This is a genomic window from Nocardioides proteolyticus, assembly GCF_051280635.3.
In the GTDB taxonomy this organism is placed as follows: Bacteria; Actinomycetota; Actinomycetes; order Propionibacteriales; family Nocardioidaceae; genus Nocardioides.
In genome coordinates this window covers 34,927-59,053 of the sequence record NZ_JBNBPO030000023.1, presented here as the reverse complement: position 1 = coordinate 59,053, position 24,127 = coordinate 34,927, and the positions used below count along the sequence as shown (strand labels likewise).

23 protein-coding genes are annotated in these 24,127 nt (G+C 72.5%); 13 read left to right on the top strand and 10 right to left on the bottom strand.

Annotation, left to right across the window (positions count from 1 at the left end):
* The first annotated feature begins 137 nt into the window (after positions 1–137).
* A complete protein-coding gene (locus ACPOLA_RS14400) occupies positions 138–944 on the top strand; it encodes a L,D-transpeptidase (RefSeq protein ID WP_435771132.1) in 807 nt (268 codons plus the stop codon).
* 51 nt (positions 945–995) lie between these two features.
* On the top strand, positions 996–1,931 hold the full coding sequence (locus ACPOLA_RS14395; RefSeq protein ID WP_435771131.1) for a choice-of-anchor P family protein: 936 nt from the start codon (positions 996–998) through the stop codon (positions 1,929–1,931).
* A 100-nt stretch (positions 1,932–2,031) separates the two neighbouring features.
* On the opposite strand, the gene ACPOLA_RS14390 is transcribed toward ACPOLA_RS14395, so the two are convergent.
* The 6 genes from ACPOLA_RS14390 to ACPOLA_RS14365 all read right to left on the bottom strand — a co-directional run bounded on the left by ACPOLA_RS14390 (position 2,032) and on the right by ACPOLA_RS14365 (position 8,097).
* The gene (locus tag ACPOLA_RS14390; RefSeq protein ID WP_435771130.1) at positions 2,032–3,303 is read right to left on the bottom strand and encodes a deoxyguanosinetriphosphate triphosphohydrolase; all 1,272 of its coding nucleotides are present in this window, start codon (positions 3,301–3,303) and stop codon (positions 2,032–2,034) included.
* Positions 3,304–3,357: 54 nt separating this feature from the next.
* Positions 3,358–4,233 carry a VldE C-terminal domain-containing protein gene (locus tag ACPOLA_RS14385; RefSeq protein WP_435771129.1) on the bottom strand — a complete coding sequence of 292 codons (876 nt, stop codon included), beginning with the start codon at positions 4,231–4,233 and terminating at the stop codon, positions 3,358–3,360.
* Between the two features lie 165 nt (positions 4,234–4,398).
* The gene (dusB, locus tag ACPOLA_RS14380) at positions 4,399–5,550 is read right to left on the bottom strand and encodes a tRNA dihydrouridine synthase DusB (RefSeq protein WP_435771128.1); all 1,152 of its coding nucleotides are present in this window, start codon (positions 5,548–5,550) and stop codon (positions 4,399–4,401) included.
* A gap of 51 nt (positions 5,551–5,601) precedes the next feature.
* Positions 5,602–6,300, bottom strand: coding sequence for a hypothetical protein (locus ACPOLA_RS14375; protein ID WP_435771127.1), 699 nt, complete (start codon positions 6,298–6,300; stop codon positions 5,602–5,604).
* On the bottom strand, positions 6,294–7,691 hold the full coding sequence (locus tag ACPOLA_RS14370; protein WP_435771126.1) for a glycine--tRNA ligase: 1,398 nt from the start codon (positions 7,689–7,691) through the stop codon (positions 6,294–6,296). Before ACPOLA_RS14370 ends, ACPOLA_RS14375 begins: the two co-directional genes overlap by 7 nt.
* 85 nt (positions 7,692–7,776) lie before the next feature.
* Positions 7,777–8,097, bottom strand: a complete 321-nt coding sequence (locus tag ACPOLA_RS14365; protein WP_435771125.1) for an antibiotic biosynthesis monooxygenase family protein — start codon at positions 8,095–8,097, stop codon at positions 7,777–7,779.
* Between the two features lie 61 nt (positions 8,098–8,158).
* On the opposite strand from ACPOLA_RS14365, the gene ACPOLA_RS14360 reads away from it, so the two are divergent.
* Genes ACPOLA_RS14360 through ACPOLA_RS14350 form a run of 3 tightly spaced genes read left to right on the top strand, consistent with a single transcriptional unit; the run spans position 8,159 to position 10,982 of the window.
* The gene (locus ACPOLA_RS14360; protein ID WP_435771124.1) at positions 8,159–9,163 is read left to right on the top strand and encodes a metal ABC transporter substrate-binding protein; all 1,005 of its coding nucleotides are present in this window, start codon (positions 8,159–8,161) and stop codon (positions 9,161–9,163) included.
* Positions 9,160–9,972, top strand: a complete 813-nt coding sequence (locus ACPOLA_RS14355) for a metal ABC transporter ATP-binding protein (protein WP_435771123.1) — start codon at positions 9,160–9,162, stop codon at positions 9,970–9,972. Before ACPOLA_RS14360 ends, ACPOLA_RS14355 begins: the two co-directional genes overlap by 4 nt.
* Positions 9,969–10,982 carry a metal ABC transporter permease gene (locus tag ACPOLA_RS14350; RefSeq protein ID WP_435771122.1) on the top strand — a complete coding sequence of 338 codons (1,014 nt, stop codon included), beginning with the start codon at positions 9,969–9,971 and terminating at the stop codon, positions 10,980–10,982. The genes ACPOLA_RS14355 and ACPOLA_RS14350 overlap by 4 nt, the downstream gene beginning before the upstream one ends.
* Positions 10,983–11,009: 27 nt before the next feature.
* Here ACPOLA_RS14350 and ACPOLA_RS14345 read toward each other — a convergent pair whose 3' ends face one another.
* Positions 11,010–11,837: an isoprenyl transferase gene (locus ACPOLA_RS14345; protein WP_435771121.1), complete on the bottom strand. Its 828-nt coding sequence runs from the start codon at positions 11,835–11,837 to the stop codon at positions 11,010–11,012.
* Between the two features lie 47 nt (positions 11,838–11,884).
* Positions 11,885–12,637, bottom strand: a complete 753-nt coding sequence (recO, locus tag ACPOLA_RS14340; RefSeq protein WP_435771120.1) for a DNA repair protein RecO — start codon at positions 12,635–12,637, stop codon at positions 11,885–11,887.
* 17 nt (positions 12,638–12,654) lie between these two features.
* On the opposite strand from recO, the gene ACPOLA_RS14335 reads away from it, so the two are divergent.
* A complete protein-coding gene (locus ACPOLA_RS14335; protein WP_435771119.1) occupies positions 12,655–13,491 on the top strand; it encodes an ion transporter in 837 nt (278 codons plus the stop codon).
* A gap of 14 nt (positions 13,492–13,505) precedes the next feature.
* Positions 13,506–14,030 (top strand): gluconokinase, encoded by a 525-nt coding sequence (locus ACPOLA_RS14330; protein WP_435771118.1) that lies wholly within the window; start codon positions 13,506–13,508, stop codon positions 14,028–14,030.
* Positions 14,031–14,042: 12 nt separating this feature from the next.
* Here the strand turns inward: ACPOLA_RS14330 and ACPOLA_RS14325 are convergent, their stop codons facing one another.
* Positions 14,043–14,927: an alpha/beta fold hydrolase gene (locus ACPOLA_RS14325; protein ID WP_435771117.1), complete on the bottom strand. Its 885-nt coding sequence runs from the start codon at positions 14,925–14,927 to the stop codon at positions 14,043–14,045.
* A gap of 54 nt (positions 14,928–14,981) precedes the next feature.
* On the opposite strand from ACPOLA_RS14325, the gene ACPOLA_RS14320 reads away from it, so the two are divergent.
* On the top strand, positions 14,982–15,776 hold the full coding sequence (locus ACPOLA_RS14320; RefSeq protein ID WP_435771116.1) for an SDR family NAD(P)-dependent oxidoreductase: 795 nt from the start codon (positions 14,982–14,984) through the stop codon (positions 15,774–15,776).
* Positions 15,776–17,566, top strand: a complete 1,791-nt coding sequence (locus ACPOLA_RS14315) for a glycoside hydrolase family 15 protein (RefSeq protein ID WP_435771115.1) — start codon at positions 15,776–15,778, stop codon at positions 17,564–17,566. The genes ACPOLA_RS14320 and ACPOLA_RS14315 overlap by 1 nt, the downstream gene beginning before the upstream one ends.
* A gap of 24 nt (positions 17,567–17,590) precedes the next feature.
* On the opposite strand, the gene leuA is transcribed toward ACPOLA_RS14315, so the two are convergent.
* Entirely contained in the window at positions 17,591–19,348 is a 1,758-nt protein-coding gene (gene leuA, locus ACPOLA_RS14310) for a 2-isopropylmalate synthase (protein WP_435771114.1), read from the bottom strand.
* Between the two features lie 246 nt (positions 19,349–19,594).
* Between leuA and ACPOLA_RS14305 the strand changes: the two genes are divergently transcribed.
* From ACPOLA_RS14305 to ACPOLA_RS14290, 4 genes are read left to right on the top strand one after another with little or no spacing between them, the layout of a single operon-like run.
* Positions 19,595–21,883: a catalase gene (locus tag ACPOLA_RS14305; protein WP_435771113.1), complete on the top strand. Its 2,289-nt coding sequence runs from the start codon at positions 19,595–19,597 to the stop codon at positions 21,881–21,883.
* Between the two features lie 9 nt (positions 21,884–21,892).
* Positions 21,893–22,384, top strand: coding sequence for a flavodoxin family protein (locus ACPOLA_RS14300; protein WP_435771112.1), 492 nt, complete (start codon positions 21,893–21,895; stop codon positions 22,382–22,384).
* Positions 22,385–22,422: 38 nt separating this feature from the next.
* Positions 22,423–23,265 carry a septum formation family protein gene (locus ACPOLA_RS14295; protein WP_435771111.1) on the top strand — a complete coding sequence of 281 codons (843 nt, stop codon included), beginning with the start codon at positions 22,423–22,425 and terminating at the stop codon, positions 23,263–23,265.
* The gene (locus ACPOLA_RS14290) at positions 23,258–24,109 is read left to right on the top strand and encodes a septum formation family protein (RefSeq protein WP_435771110.1); all 852 of its coding nucleotides are present in this window, start codon (positions 23,258–23,260) and stop codon (positions 24,107–24,109) included. Before ACPOLA_RS14295 ends, ACPOLA_RS14290 begins: the two co-directional genes overlap by 8 nt.
* Positions 24,110–24,127 lie beyond the last annotated feature (18 nt).

Below are 24,127 nucleotides of genomic sequence, written 5' to 3'. Positions count from 1 at the left end.
ATCCCGCCCGTGCACATGGAGGTGCGACGGCCGGAGACGCTAGGCTGCGCGTGACCTAAGTCCCAGGTGTCTCGTTGCATGTCCGGAGGGGGCCGGAAGGCGGGAGCGTGGGATGAGCAATCGGGGAGGGACCGAGCATGGATCAGGCGTCCGCGCGCTCGCGCGTCACCTGGCCCGTCGTGCTCGTGGCGCTCCTCTTCGGGGTCTCCGCGCTGATCATGGTCTTCCGCGGCGGCGGCGACGAGGCGGAGCCGACGAGGCCGACGTCCTCCGACGCGAAGGTCGACCTGGCCTCCCTGCCGCTCAGCTCGACGGAGGCGACGATCGAGGCGGCTCCGCAGGATCCGCGGCCCGACCGGGTGCCGAAGGGCACCGTGGTGCATCCCAAGCGGGTCGTCGCCCTGTACGACGAGCCCGGCGGGACGCCGTTCGCACGGATCGGCCCGAAGCAGTTCGGCGACACCTGGCTGCCGGTGATCACCCGCAACCGCGACTGGGTGCAGGTGATGCTGCCGTCGCGACCCAACGGCTCCACCGGCTGGATCCGGTCCTCGACGCTGCGCGAGGCGCACAGCCGGTTCCTGATCAGGGTGCACCTCGGCCAGCGCACGATGGAGGTCCTCGAGGACAACGAGCTCGTGGGCTCGTGGCCGGTCGCGATCGGCGCCGAGGGCACGCCGACGCCGACCGGACGCACCTTCGTCCTGGGCCAGATCATCGACGACAAGCAGCCGTTCTCGCCGGTCATCCTGCCGCTCGGGAGCCACAGCGACACGCTGGACTCCTACGGCGGCGGGCCCGGCACCGTGGCCATCCACGGCTGGACGGACCCGTCGGTGTTCGGCAAGGCCGTCAGCCACGGCTGCGTGCGGGTGCCCGATGAGGCTCTCGACGTGGTCCGGACCGTCCCGCTCGGCACGCCCGTCATGGTCGACGAGGTCTGAGCCGTGCCCCACCTGAGCTTTCGACAAGAGATGAAGACGAAGGGATCCCCCATGAAGATCAAGAGGCACCTGGCCCCGGTCGCCGGCGCCCTCCTGCTGGTGACCGGCGCGGCGTCCGTCGCCCTGCTCGCGGGCGGCGGCACTGCGAGCGCGGCCGGAGAGCCGTCCTCGGCGTTCGGCCTGGAGCTGACCATCGGCGGCAACGAGGTGATCGAGCCGACGCCGTTCGTCGAGTCCACCGACGGCGCCCCGGTCAGCGACTCCCTGATCGCGCTCCCGGACAACCCCCTCGTCAGCGGCGGCGTGGTCAACGCCAGCGCGCAGAACGGCGCGGCCGAGGCGAGCGTCACCGACCTGGGTGTCGGCGACGGCCTGCTCGCCCAGCTCCCGCCGGAGGTCACCGGTCCGCTCGGTGACGCGTGCACCCAGCTGACCGACGCGCTCAGCCAGGTGACCGGGCCCCTCGACGAGCAGGTGCTCAACCCGATCCTGACCCAGATCGGCGGCGTGCTCGACCAGATCAGCGACGCCACCGACGGCAGCCCGCTCGACCTGAGCCTGCTCGGCGCGCTCGACCTCTCGCGGCTCACCAGCCTCCAGCTCGCCGGCCTGTGCGACGTGCTGGCCGGTGACGACCAGCTGATCGGCGCCGACGCGGTCATCGCCGAGTGCACCGGCGACGCCGGCACGACCGTGATCACCGACCTCAGCGCCCTCGGCCTGCCGGTCGACATCGACGTGGACGAGCCGAACGCCTCCGTGGTGATCCCCGGCCTGCTCACCATCACGGCGAACCGCCAGACGCCCAACGCCAACGGCACCTTCACGGTCGACGCGCTCTACGTCAACCTGCTCGACCAGGTGGAGCTGACCGTGGCGTCGGCCACCTGCGGCGAGGTCACCAACGACCCGGGTGACCCGGGCGACCCGGTCGACGAGGCTCCGTCGCCCGTCCCGGTCGAGTCGCACGTGCCGGTGACCGGCTGAGCATCCTCGACAGATCGTCGGCACAGGCCGGCCGCAGCCCCCAGGGCCGCGGCCGGCCTGTCGCTTCCCGAGGGTCCACCGCCCGCCGGGGATGTTCAGGCTAGCGGCAGAGCCGCTCGTGCCAGGCCACCGCGCTGGCGTCGGTGAGCGAGGCGACCTGGTCGATGACCACCCGGGTGCGCGCCGCGTCGTCGGGCGCCCGCTCCCAGTCCCCGGCGAACGCCTCGTCCAGCGCCTCCGGCGCACGGTCGAGCAGGACGGCGACCAGGTCGGCCAGCAGCGCCCGCTGCCGCTCCTGGAGCGCCACCCGCGCATCGTCCTGCATCACGTAGTGGGCGGCGATCCCCTTCAGCACCGTGATCTCCGCCCAGGTGTCGGACGGCACCACCAGGTCCGCCGCGTAGCGGACGAACGGCCCGTCGGCCGCGGCGAACGTCGCCTGCTGGACCGCGCCGCAGAAGCGGCCGATCAGGTCGCTCGTCAGGTTCTTCAGCGCGGCCAGGCTCCCCCGCCGGCCGTCGTACGCCGCCCGCGGCCAGCTGCCGATCGACCGGAGCCGGTCGAGGACCGCGTCGAGCTCGTCGTCGGTCGCGTCAGGGAGGTACCAGGCGCGCACGGTCGACCACACGCCGGCGGTGTCGAGCCGGGTCAGGTCGACCTTGCCGGCGACCGTGCCGTCCTCGACGTCGTGGACCGAGTAGGCGACGTCGTCGGCGAGGTCCATCACCTGCGCCTCCATGCAGCGGCGTCGGCCGGGGGCCGCGCGACGCACCCAGTCGAAGGCCGCCCGGTCGTCGTCGTACACGCCGAACTTGGTGTCCTCGGCCGGGGTGCCGTCGGCGTGCAGCCGGCCGGTGCTCGGGGCGTCGGCCCGGGACCACGGGTACTTCGTGCAGGCGTCCAGGGTGGCCCGGGTGAGGTTCAGCCCGACCGACTCCCCGGCGGGATCGGTGGACTTCGCCTCCAGCCGGGTGAGCAGCCGCAGGGTCTGGGCGTTGCCCTCGAAGCCACCGCAGTCGGCGGCGAGCGCGGCCAGCGCCCGCTCGCCGTTGTGCCCGAACGGCGGGTGCCCGAGGTCGTGCGCCAGTGCGGCCGTCTCGGTGATGTCGGGATGGGTGCCGAGCGCCCGGGACAGGTCGCGGGCGATCTGCGCCACCTCGAGGCTGTGGGTCAGCCGGTTGCGGACGAAGTCGTCGCTCTGCGGCCCCACCACCTGGGTCTTGGCGGCCAGCCGCCGGAACGACGCGGCGTGCACGACCCGGGCGCGGTCGCGCTCGAACGCCAGCCGCTCCGGCGCCTCCACCCGCTTGGGCGGCTCGGGCACGATCCGCTCGCGCGCGTGCTCGTCGTAGCGCCGTTCCAGCTCGTCCACGCCCCGGACCCTATCGACCGACGGCGACGACGCGGACGCACCGTCGCCGGCGAATCAGTAGGTGGTGACGTGGACGTGGTCGTAGTGGTTGGCGGTGGCGGACCCGCGGTCCGACATGCCGCGCCAGCCCTCGCCGGACCGGTCGACCGACCAGATCTTCTGCGCGTAGATCACGTAGTTGACGCCCAGCGCCGCGTAGTTGGCGCGGACGAACTCCGCGACCTCCCACCCGCGCGCACCCGAGACCATGATGTCGACGGCGATGCCCTGGGCGTGCTCGCCGTCGCTGCGGAAGGTGCCGTAGGTGGTGATCTCGGGGAAGTTGGCGCAGACGGCCGCGTGGACCTTCTTGATGTTGGGGCTGACCGCGGACGGCACGGTGGTGCCGTTGGTGCAGTCGCCGCCGAGCGTGGCCGGCTTCTCGTCGCTGAAGTAGCCGGCGGTGACCCAGCGGGCCTTCCCGTCGACGACGACCTCGGCGCGCTCGCCGTAGGTGCGGCCGGTGACGAGGACGCGCTCACCCTGCTCGATGTCGCCGATGTCCTTCCCGCGCTTGTCCGGGCGGGTCCACAGGTTCAGCGTCTCGGTGGTCCAGCGCTTGGTGCGGGCGTTGCGCACGGCCTTCGCGACCGCCTTCTCGGCGAGCAGCCTCTCGAGCGCGCTGGGCGGCTTCGGCTTCTCGGCCGCCTTCGGCTTCTCGCTCCGTGCGCTCTTGCGCGAGATGACGGGCAGCTCGCGGGTCTTGTCGCTGACCGAGCCCGCGGCCGACGACGCGGTGCGGTCGACGGCGACGAGGTCCTTCTCGGGCGCTGCGGAGCCGAGCACTCCGGCGGTGACGACGGCACCGGTCGCCAGGGCGGCGAGCGAGCCGGCCAGGGCGGCGGCTCGGGGCGTACGTCGCGCGGTTTCCCGCTTGTGGCTGGTGGCCACGCGCTGATTCCTTTGCTGTCGCTTGCAGGTCAAGGGAGGCGGGCGGTTCGCGACCTGCCTCCGGCCGTGCCCGTCACCCTAGCGGCGAGTGGCACGACGTGGGAGTCAAGCACACCGAAAGAATGGTTCACGAATCAACAAACCCTCTCACCGGGGTGTTCCCCGTCACCCGCCGGTGGTCTCGTCGACGTCCTCCTGGAGGGCGCAGGCCGCGCCGTCGGTGTCGTCGAGCCAGCCCTCGGGCAGGACGACGCGGTTGCGCGGCGAGCCCTGGCGTCCCCGCGGCGCGCCCAGCTCGGACACCGGGTACGGCTCGGTGGGATCGAGCTCGGCGAGCAGCCGGTCGAGGGCGGCGAGGGAGTCGACGAGGCCCAGGGAGCGGCGCAGCTCCCCACCGGCGCGGAAGCCCTTGAGGTACCAGGTGACGTGCTTGCGGAACTCCTTGCAGCCGCGCTCCTCCCCCATGTGCTCGGTCAGCAGCTCGGCGTGACGCCGCATCATCGCCGTCACCTCGCCGAGGGTCGGCAGCGCCGTCACCGGCTCGCCCGCGAAGGCGGCCGCCAGGTCGCGGAACAGCCACGGCCGGCCGAGGCAGCCGCGCCCCACCACGACACCGTCCACGCCGGTCTGCTTCACCATCCGGATCGCGTCGGCGGCCTCCCAGATGTCGCCGTTGCCGAGCACCGGGATGTCCACGTGGTCGACGAGCTCGGCGATGGCCTCCCAGTCGGCCTGGCCGGAGTAGGCCTGGGCGACGGTGCGGCCGTGCAGGGCGATGGCGGCGCAGCCGGCCTCCTGCGCGATCCGGCCGGCGTCGAGGTAGGTCAGGTGGTCGTCGTCGAGGCCCTTGCGGGTCTTCATCGTCACCGGGACGTCGTACGGCGTCGCGGCAGCGACCGCCTCCTCGAGGATCCGGGCGAGCAGGCCGCGCTTCCACGGCAGGGCGCCGCCGCCGCCCTTGCGCGTCACCTTGGGGACCGGGCACCCGAAGTTGAGGTCGATGTGCGCGACGCCGTACTCCTCGCACAGGATCCGGGCGGCGCCCCCGACGTACTCGGGGTCGGTGCCGTAGAGCTGCACGGACCGGACCTGCTCCGCGTCGTCGAAGACGAGCATCCGCTTCGTGGTCTCGTCACCCTCGACCAGGCCGCGGCTGGTGATCATCTCGCACACGTAGAGGCCGGCGCCCTGCTCCGCACAGAGCCGCCGGAAGGCGGCGTTGGTGACACCGGCCATCGGCGCGAGCACGACGGGCGTCTGCACGCGGAGACTGCCGAGGGCGAGTCCCTCGCGGACGGGTGCCAGCATGGCGCTCATTCTCCGGGGGCCCGCGGCGGCGCCCAAATCAGCCTTCGCGGCCCCTGCGGCCTAGCGCCGCTTGTTGCCGGACTTCTTGCGCTCCGGCGGCGAGACCTTGCCGACCTTGCCCGTCCAGGTGATCGGCTCCAGGTCGGCCGGCGGCTGGTAGGTCACCGCCTCCAGGTCGTGGTCGGGCGCGATGAAGTAGACCTGGCACAGCTCGGCCGTCGCGCCGGTCGGGAAGTCCTCCGGCAGCGGCCCGCCGTGGCAGCTCGGCAGCTGCTTCTTGTCGAAGTAGGCCGGCGCCTCCAGGTGCTCGCCGTCGTCGGCCCAGATGATGTTCTCCAGCTTCAGCCCGCCGAGGTCGTTCTCACCCCGGTTGGTGACCGTCAGCCGCACGAAGTACGGCGTCCGGGCGCCGGTCTCGGCGTCGACGTTCCACCCGGAGAAGGACTGCTTGAACGACGTGCGCTCGATCCGCTCGACCGTCACGGCCAGCGCCGCGTTGTAGTCCTGGCGGAGCTCGAAGGCGATCACGCCCTCCTCGCCGAGGTCCAGCGCGGTGCCGGGCGGGGTGAGCTCCACGTCCGACGGCACCTCGAGGTAGGGCCCGGCGCTGGTGGTGGTCGTGGAGGGGCTGGGCGTGGCCGGCCGCTCCTCCTCCGCACGCCGGTCGTCTGCTCCGCACCCGGCCAGCCCGATCACGAGCCCGAGCGCGAGTCCGAGCACGGGCATCGGGACCAGGCCCTGCCGGGTGCGGTTCAGCATCCGACGAACCGCTCGGCGAAGTAGGCGGTGAGCCGGTCGAGCGACACCCGCTCCTGGGACATCGAGTCACGCTCGCGCACCGTCACCGCGTGGTCGTCGAGCGTCTCGAAGTCCACGGTGACGCAGTACGGGGTCCCGATCTCGTCCTGCCGGCGGTAGCGGCGGCCGATGGCACCGGAGTCGTCGAAGTCGACCGTCCACGCCCGGCGCAGCTCCGCGGCGACGTCCTTGGCCTTCGGCGAGAGGTCGGCGTTGCGGCTCAGCGGCAGCACCGCGACCTTGACCGGCGCGAGTCGCGGGTCGAGCCGCAGCACGGTGCGCTTGTCGACGCCGCCCTTGGTGTTGGGCGCCTCGTCCTCGGACCAGGCGTCGACGAGGAAGGTCATCAGGCTGCGCGACAGGCCCGCCGCCGGCTCGATGACGTAGGGGACGTAGCGCTCGTTGTTGGCCTGGTCGAAGTAGCTGAGGTCCTGACCGGAGTGCTTGGCGTGCGTCGACAGGTCGAAGTCGGTGCGGTTGGCGATGCCCTCGAGCTCGCCCCACTCCGATCCGGCGAAGTTGAACCGGTACTCGATGTCGACCGTGCGCTTGGAGTAGTGCGAGAGCTTCTCCTGCGCGTGCTCGTAGTGGCGCAGGTTGTCGGGGTCGATGCCGAGGTCGGTGTACCAGCGGGTCCGCTCGTCGATCCAGTACTGGTGCCATTCCTCGTCCTCGCCGGGCTTGACGAAGAACTCCATCTCCATCTGCTCGAACTCGCGGGTGCGGAAGATGAAGTTGCCGGGGGTGATCTCGTTGCGGAAGCTCTTGCCGATCTGGGCGATGCCGAACGGCGGCTTCATCCGCTGGGAGGTCACCACGTTGGCGAAGTTGAGGAAGATGCCCTGGGCCGTCTCCGGGCGCAGGTAGTGGAGGCCCGACTCGTCCTCGATCACGCCGAGGTAGGTCTTCAGCAGGCCGGAGAACTGTCGCGGCTCGGTCCAGGCGCCGCGGGTGCCGCAGTTGCTGCACGCGACGTCCTTGAGGTCCACGTCGTCGGGGTCGTCGATGCCCTTCTTCTCCGCGTACGCCTCCTGCAGGTGGTCGTAGCGGAACCGCTTGTGGCACGACTGGCACTCGGTCAGCGGGTCGGTGAAGGTGGAGACGTGGCCGGAGGCCTCCCACGTCTGCCGGGGCAGGATCACGCTGGAGTCCAGGCCCACGACGTCCTCGCGGCTCTGCACCATCGAGCGCCACCACTGGCGCTTGATGTTGTCCTTGAGCTCGACGCCGAGCGGCCCGTAGTCCCAGGCCGAGCGGGTGCCGCCGTAGATCTCGCCGCAGGGGTAGACGAACCCACGACGCTTGGCGAGGGAGACGACCTGGTCGACGGTGGACGGGGGCGGCTTGGCCACGAGGGATCCTTTCCTGGGCCGCACGGCCGGCTGCCGCGCGGTCTTCACGGTTCGAGGAGGTTGCGCAGCAACCGTCACGAACCTCCTAGGTTACGCGGCTCCGGGCCACGTTGAGCACCGCATCGGGCTCGACGACCTCGTAGGCGCTGGGCTCGTCGATCGCCCGGCTCAGCACGGGCACCCCCCGCAGCTTGAACTCGTACGACGACAGCGCCCGCCGGTAGGCGCCGACGTTGTGCCACCGGGTCGCGAGCACCCACAGGTCCGGCTCGTCGAGGTTGCGGCCGAGCCATCCGTCGAGGTAGCCGGGCGCCGCGGCGAGCAGACCGTGCACCGCCTCCAGGTCGGCCCGGAGGTCCGCGGGGCCGGTCGGGTCGGGGGCGCGGAAGCGGTTCACGACGAGCACGCCGGCACTCTACGCACCGGGCGATTTGATCGCGGACCGTCGCAATGTGAGAATGATTCTCATGCGCTTGTCGACTGCGGTCTCCGCCCTCGCCACCACCGTCCTCCTCACCTCCGGGTGCTCGGCCTTCTCCGACGACTCCGACGACGGCCGGCCCAGGGTGGCGGCCGCGTTCTACCCGTTGGCGTACGTCTCGGAGCGGGTGGCCGGCGACCACGCGGCGGTCGACGTGCTGACCCAGCCGGGCGGCGAGGCCCACGACCTCGAGCTGGACGTCCAGACCACCGCGTTCGTCGCCGAGGCCGACCTGGTCGTCTACGAGGGCGGCTTCCAGCCGGCCGTCGACGAGGCCGTCGAGCAGAACGCCGAGGGCGAGACGCTCGACGCCGCCGACGTGGTCGACCTGCTGGCCGTCGACGAGTCTCCCGAGGAGCACGCGGAGCACGGCGAGGACGAGCACGCCACCGAGCAGGGCGAGCACGCCGAGGAGGAGGGCGGGCACGCCGAAGAGGCAGAGGCGCACCACGGGCACGAGCACGAGCACGGTGACGAGGACCCCCACTTCTGGCACGACCCCCTGCGGATGGCCGACCTCGGGGACGCCGTGGCGCAGAAGCTGGCGGAGATCGACCCGGACCACGCGGCGTCGTACGAGGCGAACGCGGCCGAGCTCCGCGCCGACCTCGAGGCACTCGACGCCGAGTTCGTCGCGGGGCTCGCCGACTGCGAGCGGGACACGGTCGTCGTGTCGCACGACGCGTTCGGCTACCTCGAGAAGTACGGCCTGCACTTCGCCCCGATCGCCGGCCTCTCCCCGGACGCCGAGCCGTCGCCGGCGCACCTCGGCGAGCTCCAGGAGCTGATCCGGACCGAGGGCATCACGACGGTCTTCAGCGAGCGGATCGCCTCCCCCGCGCTCAGCGAGTCCCTGGCGGGCGACCTGGGCATCGAGACCGGCGTGCTCGACCCGGTCGAGGGCCTCACCGACGAGACCTCCGGGGAGGACTACCTTTCTCTCATGAGGCAGAACCTCGAGGCGCTGCGCGCGGCGAACGGCTGCCCGTGACCCGGACCGTCGTCGCCGTCCGCGAGGGTTCGGTGGTCCTCGGCGGGCGACCTGTCCTGCGGCACATCGACCTCACCGTCGAGCAGGGCCAGTTCGTCGCCCTGATGGGCGCCAACGGCTCCGGCAAGTCGACGCTGGTGCGGGCCCTGCTCGGGCTGCGGCCCCTGGCGGGCGGGCAGGTGCGGCTCTTCGGGACGCCGCTCGAGGACTTCCACGCCTGGCACCGGATCGGCTTCGTGCCTCAGCGAGCGAGCGCCGCCGCCGGCGTGCCCGCATCGGTCTGGGAGCTCGTGGCGTCGGGCCGGCTGACCCGGCGCCGCCTGCTGCGGCCCCTGACGCGCGCCGACCGGGCCGCCATCGAGGAGGCCCTCGAGGTCGTCGGCCTGGCCGACCGGCGGCACGACGCCGTCAGCCTCCTCTCCGGCGGACAGCAGCAGCGGGTGCTCATCGCCCGCGCCCTCGCCGGCCAGCCCGAGATGTTCATCCTCGACGAGCCGACCGCCGGCGTCGACCTGCCGAACCAGCAGGCCCTCGCCACCGCACTGTCCGCCCTCAAGGACCGTGGCGCGACCGTCGTGCTGGTCGCCCACGAGCTGGGGCCGCTGGGGCCCCTGGTCGACCGCGCCGTCGTGATGCGCGACGGGCGGGTGGTCTACGACGGCGCGCCGCTGCTCGACCACGAGGTGCACCAGCCCTGGTTCGCCGAGCCGCACACCCACCACCACCATCCGGCGACCGAGCAGCGCCCGCGTCCGGACCACACGCCGCAGTTCTCCGCGCCGCTCGACCCTCCGGCGGGCGGACGATGACCCAGCTGACCCCGTTGGAGCTGCTCGGCACCGACTTCATGCAGCGGGCCCTGATCGCGGCGCTGCTCACCGGCCTCGCGGCCCCGGCCGTCGGCACCTTCCTCGTCCAGCGACGGCTCGCCCTGATGGGTGACGGCATCGGACACGTGGCGGTGACCGGGGTCGCGATCGGCCTCCTCACCGGCACCTCGCCGACCTGGACCGCCGTGGTGGTGGCGGTGCTCGGTGCCGTGCTGATCGAGGTGATCCGCGAGCGCGGCCAGGCCAACGGCGACGTGGCGCTCGCCCTCCTCTTCTACGGCGGTCTCGCCGGAGGCATCCTGATCAGCGGCCTCGGCGGCCAGAGCGCCGCGACCCTCGGCAGGTACCTCTTCGGCTCGATCACCAGCATCTCCGAGCAGGACGTCGTCGTGACGCTGGTCCTCGCGACCATCGTGATCGTGCTCTGCGTGGGCCTCTCGCCGCAGCTCTTCGCCGTCACCCAGGATGCCGAGTTCGCACGGGTCGCCGGTGTGCGCGTGCGTGCCTACAACGTCATGATCGCCGTCCTGGCGGCGGTGAGCGTGACGGTCGCGATGCGGACCGTGGGGCTGCTCCTGGTCTCCGCGCTGATGGTGGTGCCGGTGGCGACGGCCCAGCAGCTCACCCGGTCGTTCCGCTCGACGATCGGCGCCGCCATGGTGCTCGGTGGGGTGGCGTCGCTCGGGGGCCTGGTGATCACGACGTTCGCCCCGCCGGAGACGCCGGTGGCACCGGGCGCCACGATCGTGCTGGTCGCCCTCGCGGGCTTCGTCGTCGCGTGGCCGATCGGGGTGTGGAGCCGGCACCGCGCCCGGCTCCGCGAGCCGTTCGCCGGCGGCGCGGCCACCGGCCACGAGCCGACCGGCGAGCATCCCCACGAGCACGGCCCGCGCTGCGGCCATGTCGCGGTGCCGCACGACGACCACGTCGACTACGTGCACGACGGCCACCGGCACGCCCCCCACGCCGGTCACTACGACGAGCACTGAGCCCGCCGGCCGAGCGCGGCCGGCGCCTCAGCCCACCGGGTTCGGCTCCGCTCCCCCGTAGCGACGGTCGCGGCGGGCGTACTCGTCGATCGCCTGCCAGAGGTGGCGCCGGTCGACGTCGGGCCAGAGCACGTCGGAGAAGACGAGCTCGGCGTACGCCGCCTGGTAGAGCATGAAGTTGGACAGGCGCTGCTCGCCCGAGGTGCGCCAGATCAGGTCGGCGTCGGGGAGCTCGGGCACGTAGAGGTAGCGGCCCAGGGTGCGGTCGTCCACCCGGTCGGCGTTGACCCGCCCGACGGCGACGTCCCGCGCCAGTGCCCGCGCGGCGTCGCCGAGCTCGGCCCGGCCGCCGTAGTTGACGCACATCGTCAGCGTCAGCACGTCGTTGTGCCGGGTCAGCTCCTCGGCGACCCTCAGCTCGTCGATCACCGACTTCCACAGCCGCGGCGCGCGGCCGGACCAGCGGACCCGCACGCCGAGCTCGTGCATCTCGTCGCGGCGCCGGCGGATGACGTCGCGGTTGAAGCCCATCAGGAACTTGACCTCGTCGGGGCTGCGGGACCAGTTCTCCGTGGAGAACGCGTAGGCGGAGACGGCCTTGACCCCGATCTCGATCGCGCCCTCGACCACGTCGAACAGCGAGGACTCCCCCGCCTCGTGGCCCCTCGTCCGGGGCAGGCCCCGCTCCTTGGCCCAGCGGCCGTTGCCGTCCATCACGATCGCGACGTGCCGCGGCACCAGCTCGACCGGGATCGACGGCGGTCGGGCACCGGACGGGTGCGGGCTGGGCGGACGTGGGTCGGCTCGGCGTGCGGCCACCGCAGCGGCACGCGTGCGTCGGGAGGCGCGGGTCACGGGTGCAGTGTGTCAGGGGCGGCGGGGCGGACGCCCTCACACATGCCTCAGCGCTCGACGTAGGTCAGCGACCGCAGGCCGCGCTCGAGCTGCCACTGCACGAACGCCGCCACCAGGCCGCTGGCCTCGCGGACGTGGCGGGGATCCGACGCCTCGACCACCGGCCAGTCGCCGGCGAGCAGCGCGCCGAGGAGGGTCAGGGTCTCGGGTGCAGGCGTGGCGGAGCCCGGGATGCGGCAGGTCGAGCAGAGGACGCCGCCCATCGAGGGGTTGAACCAGCGGTGGTGGCCGAGCTCGCCGGTGGGCGTCACCGGCGCCCGCCCGCAGTGGGCGCAGTCCACGAACGTCGGCGCGTAGCCGGCGACGGCCAGGGCGCGCAGCAGGTAGGAGTCGAGGACGTGCCCCGGGCGCCGCTGGCCGGACGCCATCGCGTTGAGGGCGCCGAGCAGCAGGCCGAACTGCTGGCGGGCCGGCTCACGCTCCTCGACCACCAGCCGCTCGGCCGTCTCGAGCATCACCGTGCCGGCCGTGTAGCGGTCGTAGTCGAACCCGATCGCGGCCGCGTAGGAGCCCCTGGTCTCGGCCTGGGTGACCACGTCGAGGCTGCGGCCCTCGGCGAGCTGGAGGTCGACGTGGGTGAACGGCTCCAGGCGCGACCCCCAGCGCGACGTCGTACGACGCACGCCCTTGGCCACCGCGCGCACGCGACCGTTGCCGCGGGTCAGCAGCGTGATGATGCGGTCTGCCTCGCCCAGCTTGTGGGTGCGCAGGACGATCGCCTCGTCACGGTAGAGCGGCACCCACCTATTGTGCCGTCATGGCACCGACAGACCCGGCCGCCACCCCGATCGTCGTGCCGCCGGCCGCGGGCGGGAGTGCGCCGAGACGACGAGCCGGCAGGCCCGCGGCACCTCCGGTGACCCTCGTCGACTGGGTGATGCTGCTGCTCGCCGTGATCTCCGTGGGGCTGCTGGCGTGGATCACGTTCTGGGACGTCGACCCCGACGTGGCGAGCCGGGTGGTCGCGGCCGACATCGCGATCTGCGGGGTCTTCCTCGTGGAGTTCTGCTGGCGGTGGCGCCGCTCGGGGATGGGCCCGCGGTTCGTGCGGTCGTACTGGTACGAGGTGCTCGGGATGATCCCGCTCGCACACCCGGCCTTCCGTGGCTTCCGGCTGCTGCGCATCGTGGTGATCGTGGCGCGCCTCGGTCGGGCCGCCGACCGGGCCTTCGGCGACCGGGTCACGGTCTACCTCGTCGCCAGGTTCGCCGACACCGTCGTGGACGTGATCCGCCGACCGGTCACCGTCGCGGTCCTCGACGAGGTGATCGCCGTGATCCAGACCGGCAACTACACCCGCCACGTGGCCACGGCGATCGACGAGAACCGGGCCGAGCTCGACGCGCTGATCCTCGACCTGATCCGGGAGGACCAGGCGACCGGGAAGCTCCGGTTCGTGCCCTTCCACGACGACGTGGTCAGGTTGGTCGCCGACACGGTGTTCCGGATCGCGGAGGGCGCTCTGGCCGACCCCCGGGTGCACGAGCTGATCTCCGACGCCATCCGCGAGTCCGCGACCGAGCTCCGCGCGAACGTCGGGGCCCGGATGCACGAGGCGGTCAGGGACGACGTCGGGAAGGTGGGGGTCCGCTGACCTACGGTGGAGGCATGCGCCAGCACCTCCACGTCGTCGTCATGGGTGTGGCGGGCACCGGGAAGTCCACCGTGACGCACGCGCTCGCCGACCGGCTGGAGCTCGTCGTGACCGACGGCGACGACCACCACCCGCCCGCCAACGTGGCGAAGATGGCGGCCGGCGTACCGCTGGACGACGACGACCGGGAGCCGTGGCTGGCGGCGCTCGCCCGGTGGACGGCCGCCGGACACGCGGCCGACCGGCCCACCGCCCTGGCGTGCTCGGCGCTCCGCCGCCGGCACCGCGACGTGCTGCGCAGCGCGGTGCCGGAGCCGACCGTCTTCGTCCACCTCGCCGGCTCCCAGGAGGTGCTGGCCAGCCGGATGGCCAACCGCACGCACTTCATGCCCCCGGCGCTGCTGGAGTCGCAGCTGCGCACCCTCGAGCCGCTCGAGGACGACGAGGTCGGCGGCATGGTGGACACCGACCTCCCGCTCGACGCCGTCGTCCGGGACGCCGTGGCCCTGGTCGGCCGCCTGTCGGGCCAGCGCATCTAGCGAGGCGGCGGCTCACGCCCCCGTCGGGCGGGTACGGCGACTGCGGCGCGCCGGCCGCCAGCAGTCGAGCATGAACCGGGTGGCCGCGAGGTCGAGCCGCTCGGGTCGCAGCCGCCACTCCAGGATCCCGCGCGCCTTCAAGAAGGTCGCGTTCGGCAGCTGGTCGGCGAGCAGCTCGGCGTCGGCGCCCGGGTGGATCGGGTCACGGGGGTGCCCCACCACCAGGGCCGGTACGTCCATCGCCCTCCGCTCCCGCACCGACGGCGCGGCGCGCCCGAAGAAGACGCCGTGGACGTAGGCGGCCATCGGGCCGGGCCGCTGGTCGAGGGTGTCGAGGCCGATCCCGACCCAGTACGGCGCGAGCCGACGAGGCACCCGCCGCGTGGCGAACCGGACCCCGGAGACGGCCAGCGGGGCGAACCGGGCGACGAGGAGGAGGGGCGCGAACGCCAAGATCGCTGCCTCCACCGCGTTGTCGAGCACCGGCATCTCGATGAGCAGCCCACGCACCCGCTCCGGCGCGATCGCCGCGACCTCGAGGGCCACGTTGGCGCCGAGCGAGGTGCCGCCGACCACCGCCTGCCGCGCGCCGAGGTGGTCGAGGAGCACAACGACCTGCTCGGCGAACGACGTCACCGAGTAGACGAGGGGGTCCTCCGGCTTGTCGGAGGACCCGTGGCCGAGGAGGTCGAGGGTGACCACGTGGGCGCCGGCGCCGGCCAGCGTGCGCGCCAGCCCGTGGTGCATGCGGCGCGGGATGAGCAGTCCGGGCAGCAGCACGACCCACTTCTCGCCGGAGCCGTACTCGGTGTACTCGAGGCGGTCGCGACCGCGCTCGGTCTCGACGAAGACCTGCCCTGTCCGCTGGGACACCAGCGTTCGCTCGTCCGCGCTCACGCACCGATCCTGACAGATCGGCCCGGTCGCACGGCGGTCGCTACGGTGGAACGCATGGTTCACCTCGACGCCGCGCCCGGCGACGCCCGCCCGCTGGCGGGCAAGGTCGTCGTCGTCACGGGCGGCAACTCCGGCATCGGCGCCGGCATCGTGCGCCAGGCCGCCGCCCAGGGTGCGCGGGTGGTGATCGACTACGTCGACCGCGCCGAGGACGCCCGCGCGCTGGTCGAGGAGATCATTGGCGCCGGCGGAGAGGCCACGGCCGTGCGCGCCGACGTGAGCAGCGTCGTGGAGCTGCGCGGCCTGGTCGAGCAGGCGGTGGCGACCTTCGGCCGGCTCGACGTGATGGTCAACAACGCCGGCATCGAGTCCCGCCAGGACCTCGGCGCGCTGACCGAGGAGATGTACGACCTGCTCCTGGGCGTGAACCTCAAGGGTGCCGTCTTCGGCACCAAGCTCGCGGCGGAGCAGATGAGGAGGCAGGGAGGCGGCGGGGTGATCGTCAACATCACCTCCACCCACGAGGACTGGCCGATGCCCACCGACCTCGCCTACTGCGTGTCCAAGGGCGGCATGCGGATGCTGACCCGGACGGCCGGCGTCGAGCTCGGCAAGCACGGGATCCGGGTCGTCGGCGTCGGCCCGGGCGCGGTCCGCACGCCGCTCAACGCCGGCGACACGCCCGAGCAGGTAGCGGCGCTCGAGGCGGCGATCCCGCTCGGCTACATCGCCGAGCCGGAGGAGATCGGCCGGCTGGTCTGCCTGGTCGCCTCGGACGCCGCCTCCTACCTGACCGCGACCACGGTCATGGCCGACGGTGGCCTGATGCAGAACCCGGGAGCGACGTGATGGCCCTGCCCATCGAGGACTACGCCCTGATCGGCGACCGGCACACCGCGGCCCTGGTCGGCAAGAACGGCTCCGTCGACTGGCTGTGCCTCCCCCGGTTCGACTCACCGGCCTGTCTCGCCGGGCTCCTCGGCACCGACGAGCACGGGCACTGGCAGCTGTGCCCGACCGACGACCACACGGCGACCCGCCGCTACGTCGACGACACGACCATCCTGGAGACCACGTTCGAGACGGCCGGCGGGACGCTCACGCTGACCGACCTGATGCCCACCGGTGTCGAGCGGGCCGACGTCGTGCGCGTGCTGCGCTGCACCCGCGGGACCGTGCGCGTGCGTCACCGCTGGCGCATCCGGTTCGACTACGGCGCCGTACGCCCCTGGGTGCGGCGCGAGAAGGTGAGCGGCAACGAGGTGCTGACCGCGGTCGGTGGGCCCGACCAGATCGTGCTCCGCGGCCCCCGCCTCCCCACGGAGCAGGACGACGGCGGCTACCTCGACGAGTTCGAGCTCTCCGAGGGCGACGCGGCGGCCTTCGACCTGGTCTGGCTGCCCTCGCACGCGCCTCCTCCCGAGTTCGACGACGTCGACCAGCGGATCGACGACACCGTCCGCGGCGACCAGGAGTGGGCGAACCTCTGCCCCGAGGACCTGCCCCACGCCGACGTCGTACGCCGGTCGCTGCTCACGCTGCGGCTGATGACGCACGAGGTGACCGGGGGGATCGTCGCGGCACCCACCACGTCCCTCCCGGAGGACTTCGGCGGGGTCCGCAACTGGGACTACCGCTTCTGCTGGCTGCGCGACGCCGCGCTGACGCTGACCTCGCTGGTCGCTGCCGGCCAGACCGCCGAGGCGGGGCTGTGGCGCGACTGGCTCCTGCGGGCCGTCGCGGGAGACCCCCGCAAGCTGCAGATCATGTACGGCGTCGACGGGACCCGGCGGCTGACCGAGCACGAGCTCGACCACCTCCCCGGCTACGCCGACTCCCGCCCGGTCCGGATCGGCAACGGCGCGTACGGACAGCACCAGCTCGACGTGATCGGCGAGACGCTCGACGCGCTGGCCGTGATGCGCGACAGCGAGCTCGGCTCGTCGGCCGACGCCTGGGCCATCCAGCGCCAGCTCCTCGAGGACCTCGCCGAGCGCTGGCGGCAGCCCGACCACGGCATCTGGGAGATCCGCGGGGCGCCGCAGTACTTCACCCACTCCCGCGCGATGGTGTGGGTGGCCTTCGACCGTGGGGTGCGGGCGATCGAGGAGTACGACCTCGACGGTCCGCTGGACCGCTGGGCGAGCCTGCGCGACGCCGTGCGCGAGGAGGTGCTCACCCGCGGCTTCGACGAGGAGCGCAACACGTTCACGCAGCACTACGCGACCACCGAGGTCGACGCGGCGCTGCTGGTCCTGCCCATCGTGGGGCTGATCCCCGGAGACGATCCCCGCATGCTCGGCACGATCGAGGCCATCGAGCGCGACCTGCTCCGCGACGGCCTTCCGCTCCGCTACCGCACCGAGTCCGGCGTGGACGGGCTGTCCGGCGAGGAGCACCCGTTCCTCGCGTGCGGCTTCTGGCTGGTCTCGGCGTACGCACTCGCCGGCCGGCTCGATGACGCGCACCGGCTCTTCGACCGGCTGGTCGGGTTGGTCAACGACGTCGGCCTGCTGTCGGAGGAGTACGACCCGGCCGAGCGCCGAATGGTGGGCAACTTCCCGCAGGCGTTCAGCCACCTGACCCTGGTCGAGGCGGCGCTCCACCTGCGGGAGGCGGACCGGGCGAGGACCGGCTGACCGGTCTCGCCGGGTCCGCCGCCGTCAGCGGTGCGGGATGGTGATCGCCTGCGCGCGGTTGGCGGCGCACACCACGGCGCGCAACGACGCCGTCACGATGTTGTGGTGGATGCCGATCCCCCACACGATCTCGCCGGCGATCTCGCACTCGACGTAGGCGGCCGCGAGCGCGTCACCGCCCGAGGAGAGCGCGTGCTCGGCGTAGTCGAGGACGCGGATGTCGGCACCGGCGTGGCGCATGCCGTCGACGAACGCGGCGACCGGCCCGTTGCCCATGCCGGTGAACGTGCGCTCCTCGCCCCGCACCCGGAGGTGCACCTCCTGCCGGTCGTCGCCCTCCTCGTCGGTGGTGGAGGTGAAGCTGAGCAGGTGGTAGGGCTCCTCGCGGTCGAGGTACTCGCTGCGGAAGATCGTCCAGATCTCCTCCGGCGTGACCTCGCCACCCTGGCTGTCGGTGTGCTCCTGGATGACCCGGCTGAACTCGATCTGGGCCCGGCGCGGCAGGTCGAGGCTGTGCTCGGCCTTCAGGACGTAGGCGACGCCGCCCTTGCCGGACTGGCTGTTCACCCGGATCACGGCCTCGTAGGTGCGGCCGACGTCCTTCGGGTCGATGGGGAGGTACGGCGCCTCCCACGGGATCTCGCCGACCGGCTTGCCCTGCTCGGCGGCGATCCGCTCGAGGTCCTCCAGGCCCTTCTTGATGGCGTCCTGGTGGGAGCCGGAGAACGCGGTGTAGACCAGGTCGCCGGCGTAGGGGTGCCGCGGGTGGACGGGCAGCTGCGTGCAGTACTCCACCGTCCGGCGGACCTCGTCAATGTCGGACAGGTCGACCTGCGGGTCGATCCCCTGGCTGAACAGGTTCATCGCGAGGGTGACCAGGTCGACGTTGCCGGTGCGCTCACCGTGCCCGAACAGGCAGCCCTCGACCCGGTCGGCACCGGCCATCAGGCCCAGCTCCGTCGCGGCGACCGCCGTGCCGCGGTCGTTGTGCGGGTGCAGGCTGATCACGCTGTGGGCGCGGCGGGTGAGCCCGCGCGAGAAGTACTCGATCTGGTCGGCGTAGGTGTTCGGCGTCGACATCTCCACCGTCGCCGGCAGGTTGAGGATGATGTCGCGGCCGTCCTCGGGCTGCCAGACGTCGGAGACCCGCTCGCACACCTCGAGGGCGAAGTCGGTCGGCGTCTGGGTGAAGATCTCGGGGCTGTACTGGTAGCCGAAGTCGGTGCCGTCCAGCAGCTGCTCGGCGTGCTTCATCACCCACTCGGTCCCGCGCGTCGCGATCGCGATGCACTCGGCCTCGGTGACGCCGAACACGACCCGCTGGAAGAGCGGCGCCGTGGCGTTGTAGAGGTGGACCGTCGCCCGGTCAGCGCCCACCAACGACGACACCGTGCGCTCGATCAGGTCCTCGCGGGCCTGGGTCAGCACCGAGATCCGGACGTCGTCGGGGATCCGGTCGCCCTCGACGAGCTGGCGCACGAAGTCGAAGTCGGTCTGGCTGGCCGCCGGGAACCCCACCTCGATCTCCTTGTAGCCCATCCGCACGAGGAGGTCGAACATCTTCATCTTGCGCGAGGGGCTCATCGGGTCGATCAGCGCCTGGTTGCCGTCGCGCAGGTCGGTCGAGAGCCACCGCGGGGCCCTGGTCACCTTCTGGTCCGGCCAGGTGCGGTCGGGCACGGTGACCGGCTCGAACGCCCGGTAGCGGTGGTAGGGCATGCCGCTCGGCTGCTGGCTGGGTACGGTGACGCGCTTGTCGCTGGGGACGTCGGGAATGGTCATGAGTTCCTCGGCTGGGTGGTCGATCGGGCGCCGGGCGCGCTACTCACTCCGCAGCGAGGGGGTCCGGCTCATCGACTGGTGGGGACCTCGCTGCGGCCGCTAAGAAGCTGGGCGCGCGTCATGACACGGACACTCTACCCCACCGGACCCCACGGGCCCGCGGCAGCGGACCGGAGCACCACCGGTCTCCCCGGCACGGCGGTGGGTACCACCGGAGGACCCCAGCCTCTCGGAAGGAACCCCCCCATGGACCCCAAGCAGGCCGCCAAGGACGCGGCGAGCAAGGTCGCCGACGTCGCCGAGACAGCCGTCGAGAAGGCCGCCGAGATGATGGCGCCACCCATCCCCGGGACGCCCGGCTCGGCCCCGCCGTCCCTCGAAGAGCCGACCTCGGTGACGTCGCCGCTGCCGCCGAAGCCCGACCAGGCGGCGCCCGAGGTCCGCACCGCCACGGGGGCCGACACAGGCGCCGACCCCCACGACCGGTCCCAGCAGGGCGCCTACCTGACCACGGCGACCGGTGCGAGGCTGCGGGACACCGACCACTCGCTCAAGGCCGGGCACCGCGGACCGACCCTCCTGCAGGACCACCACCTCCGGGAGAAGATCACCCACTTCGACCACGAGCGGATCCCGGAGCGGGTCGTGCACGCGCGGGGCGCGGGCGCCCACGGGGTCTTCGAGGGCTACGGCACCGCGGACGGCGTCTGCCTCGCCAGCGTGTTCAAGAAGGGCGAGCAGACGCCGGTGTTCGTGCGGTTCTCGACCGTCCTCGGCAACCGCGGCTCGATGGACACCGCGCGCGACACCCGCGGCTTCGCCACGAAGTTCTACACCGCCGAGGGCAACTGGGACCTGGTCGCCAACAACATCCCGGTCTTCTTCATCCAGGACGGGATCAAGTTCCCCGACATCGTCCACGCCGCCAAGCCGCACCCCGACCGGGAGATCCCGCAGGCGCAGAGCGCCCACGACACGTTCTGGGACTTCGTGTCGCTGCACACCGAGGCCCAGCACCACACGCTGTGGAACATGTCCGACCGAGGCATCCCCCGGTCCTACCGGATGATGGAGGGCTTCGGCGTCCACACCTTCCGGCTCACCAACGCCGAGGGACAGACGTCCTTGGTGAAGTTCCACTGGAAGCCCAAGCTGGGTGTCCACTCCCTGACCTGGGAGGAGGCGCAGATGCTGGGCGGGGTCGACCCCGACTTCCACCGCCGCGACCTCGCCGACGCCATCGAGTCCGGCGCCCATCCCGAGTGGGAGCTGGGCATCCAGGTCTTCGAGGACACGCCCGAGCAGACGTTCGAGGGCATCGACCTGCTGGACCCCACGAAGATCGTCCCGGAGGAGCTGGCGCCGGTGCAGCCGATCGGACGCCTGGTGCTGAACCGCAACCCGACGAACTTCTTCGCCGAGACCGAGCAGATCGCCTTCCACGTCGGGCACCTGGTGCCGGGCATCGACGTGACCGACGACCCGCTGCTGCAGACCCGGCTGTTCTCCTACGTCGACACCCAGCTGTCCCGGCTCGGCGGGCCCAACTACAACCAGCTGCCGATCAACCGCCCCCACGCCCCGGTCAACGACATGTTCCGCGACGGCTTCCACCAGCACGCGGTGCACAGCGGCGTCGCTCCCTACAAGCCGAACTCGCTCGACGGCGGCTGCCCGTTCGCCGCCGGCGCCGACCTGGGCGACGAGGAGGCGCGCGCGTTCGTCGAGGCGGCGGTGCGGGTGACCGAGTCGACGAAGGTGCGCGCCCAGCCGGCGTCGTACGACGACCACTTCAGCCAGACCCGCCAGTTCTGGCTGAGCATGACGGCGGTCGAGCGGGAGCACATCGTGCGCGCCTACACCTTCGAGCTCGGCCGGTGCTACGAGCAGGCGGTCAAGGAGCGGCAGCTGCAGTGCCTGGCCAACATCGACCCGGTGCTGTGCGAGCAGGTGGCGCTGGGGCTGGGCCTGCCCGCGCCGGAGCCCACCGTCCCGCTCGTCGACCTCGAGCCGAGCCCCGCCCTCTCGCAGCTGGCGGGCGGTCCGTGGGCGCCGGAGGGGCGGATGGTCGGCATCGTGGTGGACCCGGCCGCCGGCGCCGAGGGCGTCGAGACGGTGCGCGCGGCGCTGCTGGGCGCCAAGGTCGTACCGCTCCTCGTGGCGCCCCACGGCGGCACGGTGGACGGCCTCGACGTGCAGCGCACCTTCGCCGCCGCCCGGTCGGTGGAGTTCGACGCCGTCCTGGTCGCCGGATGCCCGGCGCCCGCGCCCGATGCGCTGCCGATCCGCGACGAGAAGGCCGGGGCGGAGGGCACCGCCACCCTCGACCCACGCGTCGCGATGCTGCTGCAGGAGTGCTACCGGCACGCCAAGGTGATCGGCGCCTGGGGCGCGGGTGCGGACGCGCTCGCGGTCGCCGGCGTGGCGGGAGGTCCGGGTGTGGTGACCGGTGACGACCCGGCCACGGTGCTGACCGGTGTCCAGGAGCAGATGGCGGCACACCGGGTGTGGGAGCGCTACACCGCCGCCGTCTAGCCTGGCGGCGTGCCGAGGCTGCTGATCGTCCACCACTCGCCGAGCAGGTCGATGCGCGCGTTGCTCGACCAGGTGGTGGCCGGCGCCCGCGACGACGCCATCCTCAGCGTCGACGTGGCCGTCCGGCCCGCCCTGGAGGCCACCGCCGAGGACGTGCTCGACGCGGACGGGTACGTCCTCGGCACGACCGCGAACTTCGGCTACATGAGCGGAGCGCTCAAGCACTTCTTCGACTCCACGTTCCTCGCGGTCGGTGGCGCACTGGACTCCTCCGGCGCTCCGGCCGGCGAGGAGGGGCGGACGGCGGGCCGGCCCTACGGCCTGTGGCTGCACGGCCGCTACGACCTGACCGGCGCCGAGCGCTCCGTGCGGTCCATCGTCGGGGCCCTCGGCTGGCGGCAGGGGTACGACGTGCTCGGGGTCCTCGGCGAGGTCGATGACGCGGCGCTCGGGTCGGCCTACGAGCTGGGCGCTACGATCGCGGCACTGCTGACCGACTGAGTCGGCGCCGGGACAGCGCACGAGAGGGGACCTCCGCGATGACGCATGCGCGCGCCGTCGCCGCCTCCCTGCCGGCGCCGCTCCCCGCTCTCCTGGCGACGCTGGTGACCGCGCTCGTGACCGCCCTGCTGGCCGGGTGCAGCAGCGAGGGGCAGGGGTCCAACACCGACCCGGACCTGGTGGACTCCGTCGAGATGCCGCCGAACGGGGTGTGCCGCGAGCTCACGCCCGAGGACGTCGCGATGCCGGCCAACGCGACCCGGACGGTCGACTGCACGCAGCCGCACACCGCCGAGACCTTCGCGGTCGGGGCGCTGCCGGAGAAGTTCGACGATGCGGACTACGAGGACGCCGCCCTCGGCCGGTTCGCCTACCGGACCTGCTCGAAGGCGTTCGCCGAGTTCGTCGGAGCCGACGAGAGCCTCGTGCTGCGCACGACCGTCAGCTGGGCCTGGTTCCGGCCGTCGGAGAAGGCCTGGGACCAGGGCGCGCGGTGGTACCGCTGTGACGTCATCGGCGGCAGCGCGAGCAGCCCGACCTACCGGCCGCTCCCCGCGACCGCCAAGGGCATGCTCTCCGGCCGTCCCGACGACAAGTGGCTCAGCTGCGCGCGCGGCCCCTCGGTGGGCGCCGGGGAGAAGGTGCCCTGCTCCCAGAAGCACGACTGGCGGGCGGTGACCACCGTCAAGATCGGCGAGCCGGAGGACGAGTACCCCGGGGACCGGGTCATGGAGAGCCGCACCCGCTCGTTCTGCGCGACCTCGGTGAAGGCCTGGCTGAACTATCCGGCCGAGTTCGAGTACGGCTTCACCTTCTTCCACGAGGCGGAGTGGGAGGCGGGGATCCGCCGGTCCGTGTGCTGGGCGAGGACCGGTGAGTGAGGTGACCCGCCGGCCGCGGGCCCGAGCCCTCCTCGCCGCCGGGTCCTTCGTCGTGCTGGCGTCTCCCCTGGCCGCGTGCACCGGCGACGGCGGGGCGCCGCGCGCCGATCCGAGTCCGGAGCCGACCGCGTCCCAGACCACCGCCCCGGAGCCGCCGGCCCGCCCGGAGGTGGGCGCCTGCTACGACCTCCCCTTCGAGGCCGCGGTCGCGCCCACCACGGAGGCTCCGCCCGTCAGCTGCAGACAGCCGCACACCACCGAGACCGTCGCCGTCGGCACGATCGACGCCGTCGTGGACGGCCACCTCCTGGCCATCGACTCCGAGCACGTGCAGGCGCAGGTCGCCTCGGTGTGCCCCCGGCGCCTGATCCGCTACCTGGGCGGCACGCCGCGGAACCTGCGGCTGAGCATGATCCGCCCTGTCTGGTTCACGCCGACCGTGGAGAAGTCCGACGAGGGAGCGGACTGGTTCCGCTGTGACGCGGTGGTGCTGTCGGGGAGCGAGCAGCTCGCCGAGATGCGCGGGACGCTCAAGGGGGCGCTCCGGCGGGCACCCCGCCCCCAGCACGCCATGTGCGGGACCGCGGCACCGGACGCGAAGGACTTCGAGCGGGTGCCGTGCTCGGAGCGGCACAGCTGGCGCGCCATCGACGTGGTCACCTTCGACGACGGCGGCTATCCCGGGGAGAAGAGGGTCCGGGCCGCCGGTCGCCGGCAGTGCGAGGACGCCGGCGCCGAGGTGGCCGAGGACCCGCTGGACTTCCGGTGGGGCTACGAGTGGCCCACTCGGGAGCAGTGGGAGATGGGACAGAAGTTCGGCCGCTGCTGGGCGCCGGAGAGCTGACCGCGCAGGTCCCGCGGT